The sequence below is a fragment of the Methanosarcina sp. UBA411 genome, assembly GCF_002495725.1.
Taxonomy (GTDB): Archaea; Halobacteriota; Methanosarcinia; order Methanosarcinales; family Methanosarcinaceae; genus Methanosarcina.
In genome coordinates, this window is sequence record NZ_DAGK01000021.1 from 41,385 (window position 1) to 61,855 (window position 20,471).

Annotated in this window: 12 protein-coding genes, 1 tRNA gene and 1 pseudogene; 6 read left to right on the forward strand and 8 right to left on the reverse strand. The window is 38.2% G+C overall.

Annotated features, from left to right (window positions below):
- Positions 1-7: 7 nt before the first annotated feature.
- A complete protein-coding gene (locus BP861_RS08120) occupies positions 8-1,246 on the reverse strand; it encodes a tyrosine-type recombinase/integrase (RefSeq protein WP_292374271.1) in 1,239 nt (412 codons plus the stop codon).
- Positions 1,247-1,494: 248 nt separating this feature from the next.
- A complete protein-coding gene (locus tag BP861_RS08125; RefSeq protein ID WP_292374273.1) occupies positions 1,495-2,124 on the reverse strand; it encodes a hypothetical protein in 630 nt (209 codons plus the stop codon).
- An 867-nt stretch (positions 2,125-2,991) separates the two neighbouring features.
- Here BP861_RS08125 and BP861_RS08130 point away from each other — a divergent pair.
- From BP861_RS08130 to BP861_RS08140, 3 genes are all read left to right on the forward strand, one after another.
- A complete protein-coding gene (locus BP861_RS08130) occupies positions 2,992-5,379 on the forward strand; it encodes a glycosyltransferase family 4 protein (protein WP_292374275.1) in 2,388 nt (795 codons plus the stop codon).
- 7 nt (positions 5,380-5,386) lie between these two features.
- The gene (locus tag BP861_RS08135; protein WP_292374277.1) at positions 5,387-6,421 is read left to right on the forward strand and encodes a glycosidase; all 1,035 of its coding nucleotides are present in this window, start codon (positions 5,387-5,389) and stop codon (positions 6,419-6,421) included.
- A gap of 93 nt (positions 6,422-6,514) precedes the next feature.
- Entirely contained in the window at positions 6,515-7,855 is a 1,341-nt protein-coding gene (locus BP861_RS08140; protein ID WP_292374279.1) for a glycosyltransferase, read from the forward strand.
- 110 nt (positions 7,856-7,965) lie between these two features.
- On the opposite strand, the gene BP861_RS08145 is transcribed toward BP861_RS08140, so the two are convergent.
- Positions 7,966-8,310 carry a hypothetical protein gene (locus tag BP861_RS08145; RefSeq protein ID WP_292374280.1) on the reverse strand — a complete coding sequence of 115 codons (345 nt, stop codon included), beginning with the start codon at positions 8,308-8,310 and terminating at the stop codon, positions 7,966-7,968.
- Between the two features lie 294 nt (positions 8,311-8,604).
- The gene (locus BP861_RS08150) at positions 8,605-9,360 is read right to left on the reverse strand and encodes an MBL fold metallo-hydrolase (RefSeq protein ID WP_292374282.1); all 756 of its coding nucleotides are present in this window, start codon (positions 9,358-9,360) and stop codon (positions 8,605-8,607) included.
- Between the two features lie 93 nt (positions 9,361-9,453).
- On the opposite strand from BP861_RS08150, the gene BP861_RS08155 reads away from it, so the two are divergent.
- Positions 9,454-9,538, forward strand: a tRNA-Leu gene (locus tag BP861_RS08155).
- Positions 9,539-9,758: 220 nt separating this feature from the next.
- Here BP861_RS08155 and BP861_RS08160 read toward each other — a convergent pair.
- A pseudogene (locus BP861_RS08160) lies at positions 9,759-10,022 on the reverse strand (ISH3 family transposase); the annotation flags it as partial.
- 298 nt (positions 10,023-10,320) lie between these two features.
- Between BP861_RS08160 and dgt the strand changes: the two are divergent.
- A complete protein-coding gene (dgt, locus tag BP861_RS08165) occupies positions 10,321-11,991 on the forward strand; it encodes a dGTP triphosphohydrolase (RefSeq protein WP_292374284.1) in 1,671 nt (556 codons plus the stop codon).
- A 570-nt stretch (positions 11,992-12,561) separates the two neighbouring features.
- On the opposite strand, the gene BP861_RS08170 is transcribed toward dgt, so the two are convergent.
- The 3 genes from BP861_RS08170 to BP861_RS08180 all read right to left on the reverse strand — a co-directional run bounded on the left by BP861_RS08170 (position 12,562) and on the right by BP861_RS08180 (position 18,703).
- Positions 12,562-12,900 carry a PKD domain-containing protein gene (locus BP861_RS08170; RefSeq protein ID WP_292374328.1) on the reverse strand — a complete coding sequence of 113 codons (339 nt, stop codon included), beginning with the start codon at positions 12,898-12,900 and terminating at the stop codon, positions 12,562-12,564.
- Between the two features lie 3 nt (positions 12,901-12,903).
- Positions 12,904-15,297, reverse strand: coding sequence for a PKD domain-containing protein (locus BP861_RS08175; protein ID WP_292374285.1), 2,394 nt, complete (start codon positions 15,295-15,297; stop codon positions 12,904-12,906).
- A 454-nt stretch (positions 15,298-15,751) separates the two neighbouring features.
- On the reverse strand, positions 15,752-18,703 hold the full coding sequence (locus tag BP861_RS08180) for a PKD domain-containing protein (RefSeq protein ID WP_292374286.1): 2,952 nt from the start codon (positions 18,701-18,703) through the stop codon (positions 15,752-15,754).
- A 638-nt stretch (positions 18,704-19,341) separates the two neighbouring features.
- Between BP861_RS08180 and BP861_RS08185 the strand changes: the two genes are divergently transcribed.
- Positions 19,342-20,304, forward strand: coding sequence for a glycosidase (locus tag BP861_RS08185; RefSeq protein ID WP_292374287.1), 963 nt, complete (start codon positions 19,342-19,344; stop codon positions 20,302-20,304).
- Positions 20,305-20,471: the final 167 nt, after the last annotated feature.

Genomic DNA, 20,471 nt, shown 5'->3' on the forward strand with positions numbered 1-20,471 from the left:
GTATCCCTTAACTATTTTCTTTATTTAAGAGTTCTTTGATTTCGATTAGTTTTTCCCAAATCTGTGGGTCTCTATTAGAGGCTTCGCCAAACGAAAAGTCTACTTTTTCTCCATCTATTTGTAATTTTAAGGCTGTTTTTTGATCAAGAACCAGTGCACACTGACTACAAAAATTGTCATCTGGTCTTAACACATTATTACATCGAGGACACTTTTTAAGCGTTACATGTCGGCGGTCTTCAGTCTTCAGTCCACATTTTTCATAGATTCGATCATTAATCTCTTCATCTGTGTAATTTGCGTATATCCTGAGCATTTGATGTGATCCTTTAGACCAGCCTGCCCTATGCTTTATTTCTTGTTCATTATAACCGTCCAGTATCCAATTTGTGATAGCTAGGTGTCTGAAAGAATGCGGGTTCACTGGTTTTTTAATCCCTACATTTTCTCCCAATCTTGATAGCATTGTCCGTATGCTTTGATAACTCATAGCTCCACCTTCTCTTTTTTTGATCCAGAGGGGAGCTTCAGAGTTATCTCTTTCCGGATGAACTGCTAGCCATTGATTTAAATATCCTGTAGACCACGTAATGGGAATTCCTTTTGGCTTTGTTGTTTTCTTACTCTTGCTGCTTTTAGAAATATAGATTATGGCACCGTACTTATTAAACACTACATCCTTGATTCTGCAAGAAGCTAAAGCTCCAATTCGTATCCCTGAGTCGCATAAAACAGAAATTAAAGCCTTATCACGTGGGTGATTACAGGAGTTAAGAAGCTTATCAAATTCTTCTTTTGTTAGTAAGTCTGAAGGTTGTACATGGGTTTCAATTGCTTCAAGTTGAAGCTTCTGCACCCACTCAGGTTGAATTCCATTTCCTAACCACCTGTGAAACTTCTTCATAAATTTCTTATAATTTCGCAGAGAATTTCTGGAAAGTCCTTTTTGACCTCTATACCTTCCTAAGTATTCATCTTCCAAATAAACTAGAACTCTATCAAAATCAAATGCGCTTATCTCGTCTAAGGGCTTTACAATACCTATTTCTGAAAAACGTTCTATGAGCCTTTTACCGTGCTCTATATAGCTTATTATAGTACTTTTGGATATTCCTTCTCTGCGACATGCAATGACAAAATTTTGTATTAGCTCTTTGTTACGTGAATTTGTATCAAGTTTTTGTAACTTGTCTATTGCCTGCTGATATCTTATCTCAAAACCATGGACATCATCAACATTTGGCATACTACATTATAGGTTGTGTAGGTTTATTATCATAATGTATGTAGTTCGTGCCGGGCTATACACTCATTTTGCTGAAAAATTGCTTTTTTGATACTAAGATAAAAACATTTATATTTTTCTTGCATAGGAATTGGATTTCTTAATTTAACTTATGCGATTTGTTACCCAGCATTTAATTTTTTTAGCAAATCCTAAGATCTACTTTTTATCCAAATTTTATAAAAGCTATCTTAAAAGCTATCTTATGTTTATAACTTTCCGGCTATTAGTTCTGCAATATAAGGCTCAAAAGCTGCAGTTGAGCCACCTGAACAACATGCAATATAATAATCTGCAACAATACAGGCTTGCTGCTCGCGATTATACTCCTGAAAATGCTTTTTTGTCCCAAGCCTGTAGGCATATCCTTCACCTACCTGTGCATGAAACGCTTCAACAAGATATTGCGAACCTACGTGTTCCATCTGAGCGACATGAGCTAATTCGTGTATAAGCCATTTCATATCCGGGCTGCCTGCAGCCGCGTTAAGCTTTCTACTGAAGTTAATTGTATGGAAGGTTGTAGTCCCCATGCCTGAACACCCTTTTAGCTTCGCTCTCATCAAAGCAGTTAGTGAAGTTTCGTCGATACGCACCTTCCGGTAATTAATTCTGTTTCCAAATATGCTTCGAGCTTCCTGTTCTTCTATTATGGTAAGGCTCCGTGTATCAAGCTTAACAATTTGCCACAAATGATCCATAAACTCAGGGAAAGCACAAACATCGAGAATTTTTGAGATAATCAGGCCGACACATATTGTAAAGGATAACAGCATACATAGTATCGATTTGTAGAAACTTCCATCGTCCTGCCAGACAAGGATTCTGACGGCTTTCAAACAATCACCTGCATTATGGATTAATTTTTCCAAGTCCCATGTTTTTATTTCTTGTTATACTCTGCATAATGTTTAATAATATATAATAAAAGCCATAATAAGCATGAAGCTTTAAGAAAGACTTTCTTGAAAAGTTTTTTCTAATTAAACTTTCAGTACTCTATAATTTAAAAATAAGGGTTTACTATTCAAAATACTCAAAACCATCCCATAGCTTTTATTTTATATTTCACTATTAATACTTAAATATATCAGATTTTGATAAAGCAAATATGAGTAAAAAAAGCAATATATATTAAAAAATTAGATATTCATTGTCATAAAAAGACTCTGAAAGAAGAAGCAGTGAATACAAGCTAAGATTCAAAGTTGAAATAAGTGATGATTTGGAAAAGGAAAGTGATAGAAAAACCTTCACAGCTTCTAGGGAGCTGTCTGTCCTTAATATTGTGTTAACTTGTTCCATTAACACACACAATTATATTTATAAATAATATTAAATAGCATTGAATACAATTATTAGATCTAATCAATATTTTATTACCATTTTGCTGAAGTTTAGCAAAGTGAGTGATTGGGTGGGTATTATAAATTTATCGCTATTTAGTAACCACTTGGATATTAATCTACGGCTGACAGATAACTATATTCCACAAGTTCTCAGCCACATATTTTTCATTATAAGAAGAATATGTAAGAGTAAATATATAGCTGTATTACCAGATCGAAATAATCCTTTTCGATATGTGTCATATAAATTTACATATAAACTATCTATTATTATGGGGAATGAACTTATGTAACCAAATAACTATATAGTAAGATCGAAAACGCTACTGAGTTACTTTGAGTTTGGGGGGATATTAATTGAATAAGCAACTGAAAGTGTTATTTATAGGAACCTATGTTCCAAAAGAATGTGGGATTGCCACATTCACATCCGATCTATTAAATTCAGTTTCTGGAGAAAATAACAATGTCCATTGTGAAGTAATTGCTTTGAACGATCCTTCTGAGACCTATAATTATCCCGAAGAAGTCGTTTTTCAAATACAAAGGGACAGGATCGAGGATTATTACCGGGCTGCGGATTATATAAATCAATCTGATATTGACATTGTATGTCTGCAGCACGAATTCGGGCTTTTCTGGGGAAACGCAGGAGACTATATTTTTTCTCTTATTTCAGGAATCAACAAGCCTGTAATAAGCACAATGCATACTGTAATCCGGGAACCTGAACCTGAGTACAGGATAGCCATCGAAAAACTCATCAGGTATTCCCAAAAGCTGATTGTAATGAGCCAAACTGCAGTTGAGATGCTAAAAGACGTTTATAAAGCTCCTGATGACAAAATAGAATTAATATTTCATGGAGTACCTGACTACCCTTTTAACAATTGTGATAAATATAAAAAGAGATTGAATTTAAAGGGAACCCCGCTTGTTCTTACTTTTGGCCTTCTGAGCCAGAATAAGGGTATCGAAAGTATGCTTGAGGCTCTTCCTGAAGTCGTAAGCCAGTATCCTGACCTCGTTTACCTCATACTGGGTGCTACACATCCTATAATTAAAAAGAACTTTGGAGAAACATACAGACAATATCTCCAGAATAAGGTCTCAGAACTCGGACTTGAGAAAAATGTAGTGTTCCATGACAAATTTGTTGAGAAAGAAGAACTCTGCAATTATATCCTCGCCAGTGATATTTACGTATCACCTTACCTCTCCAAAGAGCAGATAGTAAGCGGCGCTCTGACCTATGCGATTGGCATGGGAAAAGCAATAGTTTCCACCCCATATTGGTATGCCCAGGAAATGCTTTCCGATAACCGCGGGTTGCTTGTAGATTTCGGAGACACGGAAGGCTTTAGAAAATCTCTTTTGCATTTAATAGAAAATCCAGAAGAGTGTGATAATATGCGCAAAAAGGCATATGATTTTGGTCGAAAAATGACTTGGAAAAATGTAGGTAAGCAATATAATACGGTTTTCATCAAGGCTTTAAAGAACTACGGTACCTATTCCACTTCAAACAAGTTTAATTTCCTTCCAAACCAGCTGCCTGAAGTAAAACTTGATTACCTTAAATTATTGACCGACGACGTGGGCATTATTCAGCATACCAATCTTGGTGTACCGGCTCGTCATCATGGGTATAGTACTGATGACGTAGGCCGTGCGCTTGTTGCACTGACACAGTTGATAGATAGCCAGAAAAAAGCCGAGGAGTTATGGAAGTTAATTACTACATATATGAGCTTTCTTGAACATGCTCAGACCGACACAGGACACTTCCATAACTTCATGAGTTATAAACGAGAATTTTTGGATGAGAAGGGAAGTGAAGATACTCTCGGACGTGCCATATACGGTCTTGGGCATGTGGTAAGCTGCCCTTACCTTTCAAAAAATATACGTACGCTTGCCCATACTCTTATGAGTAAAGCCAGGCCTGAGATGGAGAAGCTTAATTATCCGAGGGCAAAAGCCTATACTATTTGTGGTTTGTATGAAATGCTCAGAGCAGGTGTGGATGCCGACGAATTCGAGTCGGTCTTCAACTCCCGCAGGGATGCCATCAAATCTGTAGACTCTCTTGTAAGTAAAGACATCTTTGAATCCATATTTATCAACCACGCGAATTCTTTGGTTGACTTATATGAGGCTAATCACAAAGAAGACTGGGACTGGTTCGAACCTACGGTAACCTATAGTAATGCAAAACTGAGTGAATCTCTTTTATTGGCATATAATTATACCAAAGACCGAACCTACCGGAATGTGGGACTTGCTACCCTGGACTTTCTTACTGAGATTCAGTGGAAAGGCGATTTTTTTGACATTGTTGGAAACCAAGGCTGGTACTCTTATAGCGGGAAAAAGCCGATTTTTGACCAGCAGCCTATCGAAGCAGGTTACCTGACTCAGGCTTATGTTTCGGCTTATGAAATATTGCGTGAGAAAAAGTATCTGGAACTTGCAAGATATTCCTTTGAATATTTCCTGGGAAGAAATCGTTTGAAAACTGTTATGTATGACTATTCCACAGGTGCCGTCTGTGACGGGCTCAACTGTGATGGTATGAATTATAACCAGGGTGCAGAATCTGTTATTTGTTTCCTTATGGCTTTGAGCTCTTTAAATAAACACTTTAATAATGCTTCCAGTACAATGCTACAATCCAGCAACGAAGTCAATAACGAAACTCTGCAGAAAAGAAAGAGCCTTTTGTCAGTAAATCATATGGAGTGAGGGAAACATGATCTGGAAAGACCATGGGGAGCTATTCGTAAGATACAATAGGAATCCTATATTAACTGTTGACGATTGGCCTTATCGGGCTCACTCGGTGTTTAATCCTGCAGCTGCTATAGTTGACGATATAACCCTATTGATGGTCAGGGTTGAAGATCACAGGGGTTTTTCTCACTTTACAATAGCAAGAAGTAAAAATGGGGTTGATGACTGGGAAATTGATCCTGAACCAACCTTTGCTCCGGATCCTGTAAACTACCCTGAAGAAATATATGGTATAGAAGACCCACGAATAACATATATCGATGAGATGAGAAAGTGGGCTGTGGCATATACGGCTTTTTCGGACTCGGGCCCCTTAACTGCACTTGCCTTTACAGAGGACTTTCGTAATTTTGATAGAATTGGAGCTACCATGCCCCCTGAAAACAAGGACGCTGCGGTTTTTCCTGTAAGGTTTAACGGCAGATGGGCAATGTTACACAGGCCTGTATCTTTAATAAGCGGAGCAAAGGCAAATATCTGGATTTCCTTTTCTCCGGATATGAAATACTGGGGAGAACATGAAGTCCTTCTGTATGCAAGAGAAGGTGGATGGTGGGACGCAAACAAAATAGGCTTATCCCCTCAACCAATCCGTGTATCTGACGGATGGTTAATTATGTACCACGGGGTACGCCAGACAACGGCTAAGGCAAGTTACAGACTAGGACTTGCCCTTCTTGATCCCGATGATCCTACAAAAGTGCTTCATAGGTCGGAAGGCTGGATTTTTGGGCCACGTGAAATGTATGAACGCAGTGGAGATGTCAATGACGTTGTTTTTCCCTGCGGGTGGGTCCTTGTAGGCGATGAACTTCGTATTTACTACGGGAGTGCGGATACATCGGTATCGTTGGCTACCGCAAAAGTGCGGGATGTTCTGAAGTATATTCATGAGTGTCCTGAGAAACAGTGCCCTGATGAGTATTGTAGATGGTTTGAAGAGGATATAGAAAGTTCCACGGACCCGAAAAGAGGGTATTTTAAATTGAAATGAAGCAATAAAATTAAGGGTTTAAATTAAAATTGAGGATTCAAAATTCAGTTTGGGGATGGGAGTGATTTTGGGGGTATTAGTATAAGAATTGCAATGTTGTCTCCGATTGCCTGGAGCACGCCGCCTAAAAAATATGGTCCCTGGGAGTCCATAGTATCTTTGTTAACAGAAGGACTGGTAAAACGGGGTATTGATGTTACTTTATTTGCGACAGCCGATTCTCATACTGCAGCGAAACTTCATGCCGTGTGTCCGAGACCCTATGAAGAAGATAAAGATATGATCAGAAAGGTGTATGAAGGTCTGCATATATCAGAAGTTTTCGAGAGAGCAAATGAATTCGATATAATCCATAATCATTTCGATTATCTTCCTCTTACCTACAGCGCGCTTGTCGATACGCCTGTTGTAACAACAATCCATGGTATTTCCTCAAGGAAGATTTTGCCTGTGTACAAAAAGTACAATAATAGAACTTTCTACGTATCCATAAGTGACGCCTACCGGTGCCGCGATCTAGACTATATAGCAACGATTCGGCATGGAATTGACATAGAAAGCTTCCATTTCAATGAAAAACCGCAGGATTATCTTCTCTTTTTATCACGCCTGCATAAAGACAAGGGAGTAAGGGAAGCAATCGAAGTCGCAAAAAAGACCGGCAGAAAACTTAGAATAGCCGGTTTCATTGCTGACCAAGCTTATTTTGAAAAGGAAGTACAGCCCTATCTGGACAATGAACAGATTATTTATGAGGGGCATGTTGATCCTGAGTTTAAGAAAGAACTCCTGTCAAATGCTTATGCTTTGCTGCATATGATTAATTATGATGAGGCTTTTGGGATTGGCGTAGTTGAAGCTATGGCCAGCGGTACACCGGTAATTGCAATGAACAGAGGCTCAATGCCTGAGCTTATTCGGGATAAAGAGACCGGATTTTTGGTCAATAGTGTTGAGGAAGCTGTTGAAGCTGTACAAAAACTTGGTTCCATATCCCGCAAAACCTGCCGGAAAAGCGTGGAAAAACGTTTTTCGGTTGACAGGATGGTAGATGATTATATTGAAGTGTATGAAACTATCCTCAAAAAGTGCAAACGTGAAGAAGAAAGGCCCTGGGGTTTTTATGAAGTTCTTATGCAGAAGCCAGGATATAAAGTCAAAACCCTTACTATTCTCCCGCAGGGTGAAATATCCCTCCAGCGCCATTCTCATAGAAGCGAGCACTGGTATATAATCAGTGGGGAAGGGCTTGTAACTAAAAACGGGAGTGAAATCAGGGTTCTCCCAGGGGACTCGGTCGATCTTCCGGTAAATGAGATACATCGAGTTGAGAATATAGGCGGCGAAAACCTTGTTTTCATTGAGATTGCACAGGGAGACTACCTTGGAGAAGATGATATTGAAAGACTTGAAGACAAATATGGGAGAGTATAACTAATTTTTAGCAATAAAACGTGTACAGATGATAATATCAATTATTAAACAGTCTATCCTTTCCTTGTACTATCCCTGTACATTTCGATTTTTATATTGTTTAATCTACATTAAGCAGGACATTCTGAGTTCTCATAAGATTTTCTTACCTGAGCCGCCATTTCTTCACCCAGCCTTTCAGAGACATTTCCAATAAAAAGCTCGATGTATTCGAATGGTACGCAGCCGAGACTTTCTTCTCCTGATAAGATAAGCCTGACAAGGTATTCAAGGTCATACCGGGATAGCAGTTTTATTCTCCTCAGGAAATCCTGAGCATCTTTTGCATAGTGGTTTGCCAGAGGAGGAAGTATGGAACGATAGGCCATTCCTGAGCCTGAACAGAGATATCCCTCGCACTCCGGGGCAACAGTTTTCAGAATACCGATATCCGTTTCTGATAGTAGTCTTGCCATGATAATCACCAGTGATAAGGGTATAAAAGTTTGTATTTCGAGATAACAGATGCATACAGCTGGAATTTCATATATAATAGCTGTATACAAATTAAACGCATTGGACTTATGAGTATGAAGATTTAAAGTGTTCGAAGAGTAAAGTCTGAGGATTGCCGAATGGTTTGCTATTGTTCGGGTTGCTTCTCATTTTAACATTATAGCCCTACTTTACAGCCGGAGTTTAGCCACGTAGCTCTCATCATTTTACGCTTCAAACTTCACTTTATGCCTCATATTTTACTTTGCGCTACATCATAATTCAAGTTTCATCAGGTCTTCAGCAAGAATCACTTCTTCTTCAAAATATCCTTGCAGGTAGTTCACTGCTTCTCTTTCATGCCCCCGCATTTCCGGATAAAAATGTGTAAGGCAGATACTTCCGATTCCGTTATTGTATTCTTTAAGGATGCCGGCAAGTGAATTAGGGGTGGTATGGTTTGTGACTTTCATGCTCGGAGGAAACGAGCACTCGTGGATCAGGAGATCAGCCTCGGCTGCAAGGTCCATTATTTCCCTGGAGGGTTCGGTATCTCCTGAGTAAACGAATTCACCATCTTCTCCGGTCACGCGGTAAGCCAGTGCCGTAACACTGTGCGTGGCTGCTGCGCAGCTGATCTCACAGTCGAATCCCTCGGGAGTAAATTCTTTTCCTGGGACGAGCTCAATAACGTCTACATCAACTTCTTCCTGAAGGTATTCGTATGCTTCAAGCACTTTTAAAAACCATTCTTCTGTTCCTTCAGGCCCGTAGATCTTCATACTAGTGCTCCCTCGGAGCCAGTTTGCCTTGATGAGAGGATGCAGGTCAGCTACGTGGTCAAGGTGAAGGTGTGAGAGCAATACAGTGTCTACTTCGGTGTGGGAAATCCCAGCCTCAGGAAAATGACTTAATACACCGCTTCCGCAATCAATAAGCAATGGCTTTTCTTCCAGCCTTACAAGCATTCCGGATTGTACCCTATTCTTCTGCGGGATCGCAACTCCAGTGCCAAGAAATGTAATTTCCATATTTTAAAGAATAAACTTTAAATAATTTAACTTTATTTAAAGCATGTCCGCATAACCAATCTTTGCGGTTCAAAACAAAATGTTTTTTAAAGAGCGAGGGTTGCCCAGCTAGGTCAAAGGCGCCGGACTTAAGATCCGGTATCGAAGGATTTCGTGGGTTCGAATCCCACCCCTCGCACTAACTTTTTACATAGAACTTTGGTTTTTTCCTTATTTATTACAAGGGAGCGCAGAGGGTCACGAATACCCCGACCTTTACAAGCTGTCCGACAATTACTTTCGGTAATAAAAGAATTACTTCTATTTTGATTTAAAGGCCTTATTTGCTTTCTTTTTAGCACTTTTTATTACTACCAATAATTGTCGGACATCCTGTTTAGGGTGGGGTGGCCGCCCGCAATTTGATTTTCTTTGATGTAATTGAAAATAGTATCTGCTGAAGGTATTCTTAAATCATGATTCTTTCTTTGCAGATCATCACTTGCAGATTCAAGAGAGTCTGTAGAAGATGTTGCGGCATGTAACAATACGTTTAAAGTGACTTGACATTCATAATTTGCAGATTCTGGCAAAGTTATTATATTATATTTGCTAATCAATTCAGAGGATACAGCCAGCTTGCTGGCTGTATCTGCGGTCATGGAATCGTTTTTTATTGGCATTAAAAATGAATTCATGATCTAATAAAACTTTTTTTCGGGTAATTATAATTAGTTACTGATGTTCCAAATTCATTATTCGGAACTTGGGTTATTCGGAACCATAGTCATTGTAAAAATAGTTATATAGTTCCAACGCATATACTTCTGTGGCACATGAGCTTCTGCGGGTGTCAAGCTCATTAATTAGGGTGGGTATATTTTTTAGCTGCCTCTACCTCAAAAACCTGTTCTGAGTCGTTAACCAGTTTGTGTAAAAGTCTCACTGGAAAGATATTGTGGGGCACATGATGGGTTTACTATGGAATGTAGATATCTAAAACAGTCTCCAAAGCCAGAAGATAGAATAGTTCAAATTTCAGATATGACCAGCTGTAAATTCAATAGATATATTAAAAGAAATGAATTTTCAAGGGATAGAGATCGAATACTCTTTTCAAAGGCTTTTAGGAGACTTCAACATAAGGTTCAGGTTTATTCTTTCGAGGAAGGAGATCATTATAGAACAAGATTAACCCATACATTAGAAGTAACCCAAATAGCTAGAGCTCTTTCTAACGCATTGGAAGTTAATGTCGATCTAACAGAAGCAATTGCTCTGGGCCATGATATTGGACATACACCTTTTGGCCATCAAGGAGAGAGAACCTTAGATGAAATTATGAGAGGCTCTGACTCTCTAGGAAAAAATAAAATTATTGAGACTTCTTTTGATTATGGCGGGTTTAAACACAACTATAATAGTGTAAGAATTTTAGCTGATGTTGAAAGAAGGGACGAAAATAAAGATGGTCTTAACTTAACTTGGCAAGTTCTTGAAGGCATATTCAAACATACAAGGATTCATAGAAACGAACAAGAATTGTCTGGAAGCTATGGAGACTGGGATATAAAACGATTCGTAAACGATCCTGAATTAGTAAAAAATTTGCATATAGATAAAAAAGATTCTGTTTCAATAGAAGGACAAATTGTTGCAGTAGCTGATGAAATTGCACAGAGACAACACGATTTAGATGATGGACTGAGAGATCAATCACTAGGGTTAAAAGTAGATGAATTGTACTCAAATATCATTAAGATAACTAGTGATTTATTGTCAACCTATAATGAGACAATAAATGAGATTTCTGAGAGACAAAACCTTAACAAATGTGTGAAAAATATGATAATATTGAATGAGACGTTAAGATCTAAAGAAAACTCAAAAGATGTTCAATATAAAAGTAATTGCTTACAAAAATATATAACTAAATATTTTCTAACAGATGTACTGGATACTACTAAGTATAACATTAAAGTCTTGACAGAAAATGACTATGAAATGGTCGATCAAGAGCCAATACTAAAGAAAAAAGTGGTTTGTTTCTCAGATATTGGGGGAAGCTTGAATAAAGAAATTGAAAAATTTATAAGAAATAGAATAATAAATTCTTATAAAGTTAATCGGTTTGATGGGAAGTCTCAGTATATAGTTAAACAACTTTTCAAAGCTTACTATGAGAATCCTCTGCAAATGCATGAAGAAGTTTTGAATAAAATAGAGAACACCATCAAAACAAACTCGATTATTTATAAGATAAAACTAGAAAATAATAAATATAAAGGATTAATGTTAGATCAAATACATTTTAAAACTAGTAATAATGAAGAAACTAAGGTTTTAATAGAGACTCTAAGATTAGAAAATCTAAAAAGAAACTTACAAACTCCTTCTGACTTTGAAGAGGTTTGTCTTAAAAGTGCACATTCTGTAGAATTATTTAATTACATTAGAGATATAAAATGTAATGTCATAAATGGAAATAATCAGCCTTCTATAGAAGCAATAAAAGATAGATATGCCGAGAAAGATCTCTTCACAAACTGTCTGCTAGAGAATAACTACGCATTTTTATCTATTATTTGTTACCATATATCAGGCATGACTGATAGTTATGCTAAATTACAATTTAGGGAGCTTTATCAGTAAATGATAAAATTATGATTAGTTTAATTGTAGAGTTTTTTAAAAGACTTATCCCTAAAAATTATCTAATAAGTAATCATTAAAATATACAATAACTTATTCAATTGTGTATCTATTTTAGTTTCTGCTTTTTACTTCATACAAGTTTATTCCTATTTACAAACCTAAGTTTAGCACTTATAACTCCATTAAAATGTTTTTGAAAAATCTGCTTTGCAAAAACTAGTTTACAAAAAACTTGAACTAAATTATTAAAATGATTTTATAAAAATAAGTAGATTTTGGGCTAGGGCGATCTTTAAAAATAGTCGGTTTTGCATTATCCCTACAAAACAGTGTTGCTTTTTTCTTAAATCTATAACCCCGCACTAAATGTTTCATATATGACTTTGGATTTTCCCTTTTTACTTCCTTTTATATAGGAGTACTGCAAGCAGGCTGACTATTCTGTAATATCTCCCAAAGCTTGGTGTAATCGGAATTTCTTTTTGTTCATTTTATGGTTATTTATCTCTGTACTGTTTTCATTTTTACAGGCTTTCCGTTTGTAATAAAAGCCTGTGATAAATCCCTTTACCTGGACATTCTTTGTAGGCTCAGGAGAACCGCCTGCGCCTCAACACTATTGGAACTACTATGGCTACTTCCACCACTTGAACTGCTAGGTGTAAGTACGTTTATCACAGCAGTTTTTGAGTCAGTTCCGTTTTCGTTGCTTGCAGTTAGGTTGACAGTATAAGTTCCAGCATTTGCGTATACATAAACTGGATTTATATCACTGGAATCCATCTGTCCATCGCCATTGAAGTTCCATATCCTTGAAGTTGCGTTCTGGGAAAGATCATTAAACTTTACTATCAGGGGAGCATGACCCTCTGTAACGTTGCTATTGAGTCTGCAACAGAGAAATATTGGTTATGCTTGAAGAGAACCTATAAACTGCCCGAAGGAATTAGGACCATGTCCTACACTCATAGTTGCTGTAACCTTGTTTGTTGATGTGTCAATTACAGAGATAGTATTGCTGATGTAGTTTATCACATACACCTTTGATCCATCCGGTGTGACTGCAACTCCACTAGGAGAATCTCCTACAGGAATTGTGGCTGTAACCTTGTTTTTTACTGCGTCAATTACAGAGACAGTGTTGCTAAGGCCTTTAGTCACATATACTCTCTTTCCATCCGGTGTGACAGCAACTCCACTAGGAGAGTCTCCTACGGGAATTGTGGCTGTAACCTTGTTTTTTACTGCGTCAATTACAAAGATTCCGTTATTGCTTCCTTCGTTACACGCTACATATACCCTTTTCCCATCCGGACTTATTGCAACTCCATGAGGATAGTTTCCTACAGGAATTGTGGCTATAACAGTGTTTATTTCTGTGTCAATTACAGAGACAGTACCCTCGTAGCTTGGATAGCTGCCTGAATTCGCCACATACACCTTTGATCCATCCGGTGTGATAGCAACTCCAGTAGGGCTAATTCCGACAGGAATTGTGGCTGTAACCTCGTTGGTAGCCGTGTCTATAATGAGGATCGTATTGTTGCTGGAATTTCCCATATCGGAATGTGGCATATATACTCTTCTCCCATCAGGGGAAACTGCAACTCCACGAGGAGCGTCATCTACAGGAATTGTAGTTGTAACTTTGTTTTTTGTTGCGTCAATTACAGATATAGTATGGTCAAAAAAGTTAGTGACATATACCTTTTTTCCATCCAGTGTAACAGCAACTCCCACAGGATCGTCTCCTACAGGAATCATAGCTGTAACCTTGTTAGTAGCCGTGTCAATTACTGAGACAGTGTCGTCGCCGGAGTTTGTAATATATGCATATGGACCTACACCAAATAGCTGCATTACTGTTATTGTAGTTGACTTTGAATCTGTACCATTTTCATTGGTTGCTGTCAGATTAGCTGAATAGATTCCTGGATCTGCATATTCATGAATTGGATTTCTTTGTGTAGAATTACTTCCATCTCCAAAATCCCAGTTCCATCCAGTTGCATTTTGTGAAAGGTCAGTAAATTGAATTGAGAGAGGAGGATAACCATGGGTAACGCTGCTATTGAAGTTTGCAACTGGAAATGGATTAGTAACGACTATGTAATTTGGCTTCATTACTTTACTATTACCGGCGTTATTTCCCGCAGTCAGACTGATTGTATAATTCCCTGGCTTGGTAAACGTGTGGGTTGCATTCATGGCATGTTTTGAGTAAGTCCAGTTCCCAAAATCCCAAATCCAGGAAGTCGGTACTCCACCAGTGCTGGTATCGGTGAATAACACAACTAGAGGTGCAGCTCCATAGGTTCTGTTTGCAGTAAATTCAGCTACAGGTGGCAAGGTGTTCGTGACAGAAAGATCACAAATATAGATGCCAGTATCATTAACCCCACCATATCCGCCATGATCACCGTCTATTCCCCATACAATAGTATCGTTGTAGATATCAGGTGTTGTGTCAGTCCCTCTTGGATAAATATAGACTGGAGTACTTTTTGCTGAAGGAATATCATAAACGTATACACCCGCATAACCAAATTGGTTATCGGCAGATTTTGAATATACGATTTTGTCCCCATTTATATCAAAATGAGTACCGGTATCACAGCCAGTCTCAAGACCCTCGGACCCATTCAAGGTATTAACTGTATGGTCACTTGTAACCTTTGTTGCTTTTTTAGTAACAACGTCGTACATGTCAATATATCCACTTCCTATGAAATTGTCTATCCAAATTACTTTATTGCCATACATATGTGGAATTTGAATAGAACCTGAATACGGGCTTACTGTTATGGTTTTCTTGGTAGTTATATCATACAAAAAGATGTCTCTCATACTTCTACCTTCGGCTGAGTACACTATTTTCGTGCCGTATATATCCGATGAATATCCTTCTCCTTCTGCTATCCAGGTTTGTGTTGAATTAGAGATATCCCTCATATATATGCTGTGATTATGAGTTGATTCATTGTAATTTGCACTCCAAACGATTCTGTTATCGTAAATAGCAGGGATGCTCCCGATGTCTACATCTTTAGTAATGTAAGATCTGCCAGCAGTTTTAATGTCGTAGACAGTTAATCTTGGCATTCCATTACTTTCATCGTGCCACACTACTACATTGCCATAGATAGCTGGATGAGATGCTGCAGAAGAGCTAACTGTAGTGTCTGTTTTCGAGGTCAAATCATAGAGGTGAATAACACCCCCACTTGTCCATACTACCTTGTTACCATAAATAGCAGGATCAGATCCATTACCAATTCTCGCTACCTGTGCCGCTGACGCCACGGATGAGATTAAAATTGAAAACAAAAAAATTAAGGTTGCTGAAGCTAAAGCTATCGAATACAACTTTTGCTTATTTTTCATTTATTCTCTTTTCCCCCCTAAAATTCAAAAAACGCTAATATTAAATATATTTCAAATTCTTCGTGCCCATTGTTTTCAAAACGGAATGATACTTAAGGTCCTTTTACGAAGGTATTCATGGGTTTGAATCCCACTCCTTGCATTAAACTCAAAATTTTTCTGCCCCACATTCACTGTTTTTTATTTCCATTATTTAGAAACACGTAAAGAAATCCAGTTATAAAGAAATCCAGTTATAAAGAAATCCAGTTATCACATAAATTATTCCAAACCCATGAGTACTTTTACTTCAATTTGTCTTTTCGTTATTAGTCGGTTGTTTTTTCAATCTCCACAACTTGACTTCTTTATAAAAGAGTAGATTTATCACTGGTTATGTTGGAACTACGGTTTTTGTGGCAGAAAGTATCTTTTTCCCATCTGGGGCGACTGCAACTTCTCTAGGATAGCTTCCTACTCTAACTGTAGCTATAGCAGTATTTGTCTCTGTATCAATCACAGAAACAGTTTTGCCGGAAAGATCATAGCCTAAGTTTGTTACATATACTTTTTTCCCATCCGGAGTGACTGATACTCCGTAAGGACCATCTCCTGGCAATGTGGCTATCACGGTATTGGTTGTTGTGTTAATTACAGATGTAGTATTTCCCCTATAGTTTGTCACATATAACTTTGTTCCATCTGGAGTGATTGCAACTCCAACAGGATTATCTCCTACAGGTACCGTAGCTGTAACATTATTTGTTTCTGTATCAATTACAGAGACATTGTCGCTGCCACCATTGGCCGCATATACCTTTGTTCCGTCCGGACTAATCGCAATCCCATCAGGATACTGTCCTACATTGAGCGTAGCTGTAACTTTGTTTGTTTCTGTATCAATTACAGAGACTGTTTTGTCCTCATTTGCCACATATATCTTTGCTCCATCCGGGCTAACTGTAACTCCATGAGGGACGCTGCCTACCTTAACTGTATCCGTAACAGTATTAGTGCCTGTGTCAATGACAGAGACTGTGCCATTTTCAAAGACAGCGCCTCTGTTGTTCGTAACATATGCCTTTTTTCCGTCTGGAGTAATTGCAATTGCATAAGGCGAACTTAATCCTTTAACGGTGGCTATAACCTTGCTTATGTTTGTATCAATTACAGAGACCGTGTTGTTGCCACTGTTTGTAACATATACCTTTGCTCCTGTCGGATTGACTGCAAGTCCAAATAAACTACTTCCCATCTCCATTGTGTCTACTACTTTGTCTGTGGCTGTATCGATTACAGAGATATTGTCGCCACTAGTAACATATGCAAACGGTCCTGTAGTTTTGAATACATCGATTACTCTAAACGTTGAATTTGTACTGTTATCATTACTTGCTGTCAGGGAAACCGTATAGTTTCCTGCTGCAGAATATGTGTGGGTTGGATTCTGGTCGGTTGAGGAATTTCCATCTCCAAAATTCCAGTACCAAGAAGTAGGCTTCCCAATGCTTGTATCAGTAAATGCTATTGTCAGTGACTTTGGAACAGACACCTTTTCTGAAGTAAAAGAAGCAAATGGCCTTGTAAGTCCGGTTACAGTAATATAATGATATTTTGTTATCGCAGCTCTGCCACCGACATTGTACTCATCTAAGCTCACAGTATATTGTCCGGGCTCCAGATATGTGTGCTCTACTGTGCCGTTCTCACCAACGTATTGTTGAGAACCATCTCCAAAAGTCCAATCATTGGCATATCCGGTTCCTCCATAGAACGTTACTTTCAGTGGTGCATCTCCGGATGTTACACTTGAGGAGAAAGATTCTCGAGCAACAGACCCATCACCCAAGCCAACAAGTACATATCCATACTTACTTGTCGTATTACTACCCACAGCGTTCTTTACAGTTAGATTTACTGTATATCCTCCTCCTACATCATAGATATGAGTTGGATTTTGCTCTGTTGAGGTATTACCTTCCCCAAAGTCCCAAAGCCAGGAGGTAGGCGAACCTGTGCTATTATCTACAAATGATACGTTTCTTGTGGGAATTGACCCTCCATAAGTGTCAGCGTGATATACCTCTGGAGAAAAGAATTCCGCGATAGGAGCTTGTGGAGGAGTGACAGTAATATAATTTGATTTCTTCAGCGTACTATTGCCTGCGAAATTGGTTACTGTAAGACTAACATCATATGTCCCAGGTTTTTTGAATGTGTGTGTGGCTGTTTGAGCATGTTTTGAGTTTATACCGTCTCCAAAATCCCAATACCAGGATGTTGGAGTTCCACCTGTGCTATTATAAGTAAATAATACAGTTAACGGCATATTTCCGGATTTAGATGTTATATTAGCAGAAAAAGAAGCAAAGGGCATTGTAGGTTTAGCTGAGAAATCGTACATGTATATACTGCAATAGTACCTGTTTTCCATATCATTACGATAATCTTCCCACACTATTCTGTCACCGTAAATAGCAGGGTTAAGTTGATCTGATTCATCACTGGTAATCTGAATTTCTTTATGGGTAGAGAGATCATACATGTATATATCCCAATCTCCGTTGCGGTCATCCTGCCACACTATCCTGTCACCATAGATAGCAAGCTTATCCTTTCGTGACCCATTGAAGGTTATCTGAGTCTCTATAGAAGTTGAGAGATTATGGAAGTATATATTGTTACCTTCCATGTACACAATCCTGTCACCATAAACTTTAGGGCTTGATGCTGATCTATTGGTTGGAACTCGAGTTTCGTTGGAAGTCGATAGATTATACACGTAAATATTACCAGATACACTTCCAAAACCAAAGCTAGGCTCGTCCTGCCATACTATCTTGTCTCCATAGATAGCAGGGTCCTTGGTTAATTGGTTAGTTGTAATTCGAGTTTTATTATAAGTGGAGAGATTATACATATAGATGTCTCGGTACCTACCCCAGTCTCTCCATATTATTTTGTCATCATAGATAGCCAAAGAGTCTTTTGACCCCTTGGTTTGTGGATCAGGAATTGAAAGCAGAGTTTTATCATTTGTAGAGATATTGTACAAAGAGATATTTTGTCCTCCATATTCCCAGACTATTTTATCGTTATATATAGCAAGATATGAGTACCATGGATCTCCAGTGATCTGTATCTCTTTGCCTGTAGACAAATCCCACAGGTGGAGACTTCCATTGAAGTAATTGTCCAACCATACAATTTTATTGTCATAAATGGCAGGATTAAAGCCTCTCTCGCCATACGGTGTAATTTGAATTTCCTGTCCAGCTGATGCGACTGTTGTGACCAGTAACAAAAGAGCAAAAGCTAACGAAGTCGAAAAGATCTTACTTCTCATTTATTTTCCCCAGATCCCAAAATTAAGTAAATATTTCCTACTATTTTTATCTATAGTAAAGCCTAATATTATTTTCAATATATTTCATCATTTGTTTCAGATAAGTAACTATATTCACGAGGTAACTATCTACAAAAGATAATCGCATTCAACTGCCGTAAATCAAGTACCATATCTGAAAGGATGAGATAAACATCACTCTCTTCTTCTACCTGAGAAAGCAGGGAAGGCAACATTCTGGATACGCAATCATCAGAAACGTGCAAAAGAAAGAGTATCGTGTTTGCTTGAGAAGCTTAAAATGAATAAAGTTGAAGAATTTATGGGCGAGGTTAGACCGATTCTCCCGTCAGGGATTGAAAGGGATAGGCTGAAAGAGTTCCTGCTCCAGACGTAGTTGTGGATTCCCTGCAGATTGTATCTACATTACATAATGAGTTTATCCCCAAACTTAGAGCTTATCCAAAAGTCAGTAAGAGTGTGTTTTAATCTCACAATAAGTCTATAATATTTAGTATAATCAGATATCTGGCATTACCCAGATTGTATATGTGTGGCCAATTGTATAATTTACAGTTGATCACAGCAATTTACAGTTGATTCAAGATAGGTTCTAAATCAGGAGGAATGGGGATAATATGATATGGAAAAATCGTGGGGAACTATTTGTTCGACATAAAAATAATCCGATACTCACCGTTGATTACTGGCCGTATAAAGTCAGTTCGGTGTTTAACCCTGCAGCGGTTATGGTTGACAATACAACTATATTACTGGTACGGGTTGAGGACCACAGAGGTTTTTCTCATCTTACAGTAGCTAGAAGTAAGAATGGAATTGACAATTGGGAAATTGATCCCGAACCGACCTTTACCTCGGATCCAACATATCATTCTGAAGAGATATATGGTATTGAAGATCCGCGTATAACTTACATTGATGAGATGGAAAAATGGGCTATAGCATATACGGCTTATTCGGACTCTGGTCCATTAACGTCTCTTGCCTATACAGAGGATTTCGATAATTTTGAACGAGTCGGACCTATCATGCCACCTGAAAATAAAGATGCTGCTCTCTTTCCTGTACGGTTTAATGGCAGATGGGCAATGTTACACAGGCCAGTATCTAACATTATGGGTGCAAAGGCAAATATCTGGATATCTTTTTCGCCTGATATGAAATACTGGGGAGAACATGAGGTTCTTCTGTATGCTCGAGAAGGAGGATGGTGGGATGCCCGTAAAATTGGATTATGCACTCCGCCATTGCAAACATCTGATGGATGGTTAATTATGTATTATGGAGTACGCCAGACAACATCTAAAAGGAGCTATCGGCTCGGACTTGCCCTTCTTGACCTTGAAGATCCCACGAAAGTGCTCCATAGATCAGAAGGCTGGGTTTTCGGGCCTCGTGAAATGTATGAGCGGACTGGAGACGTTAATGATGTTGTTTTCCCGTGTGGATGGATCCTTATGGATAATGAACTCCGCATTTATTATGGAAGCGCAGATATGTCCGTAGCAATGGCCAGCGCGAAAATGAGCGATGTTATGCAGTACATCCGTGAATGTCCTGGAGAACAATGCCCTGAATAATACTACAAATTTTGAAGAAAACAGGAAAAATTGGCTCTTCGATGTTTTTATGGGTTGAAAATAATTGTCCAGTTATTAAGTAGCTAGACCAAAAAGAAAAACATCAAGCTTGAATGTGATTTTCAACTATAAATTTTTCTAATTTTTTTAGATATATTACTCCGATA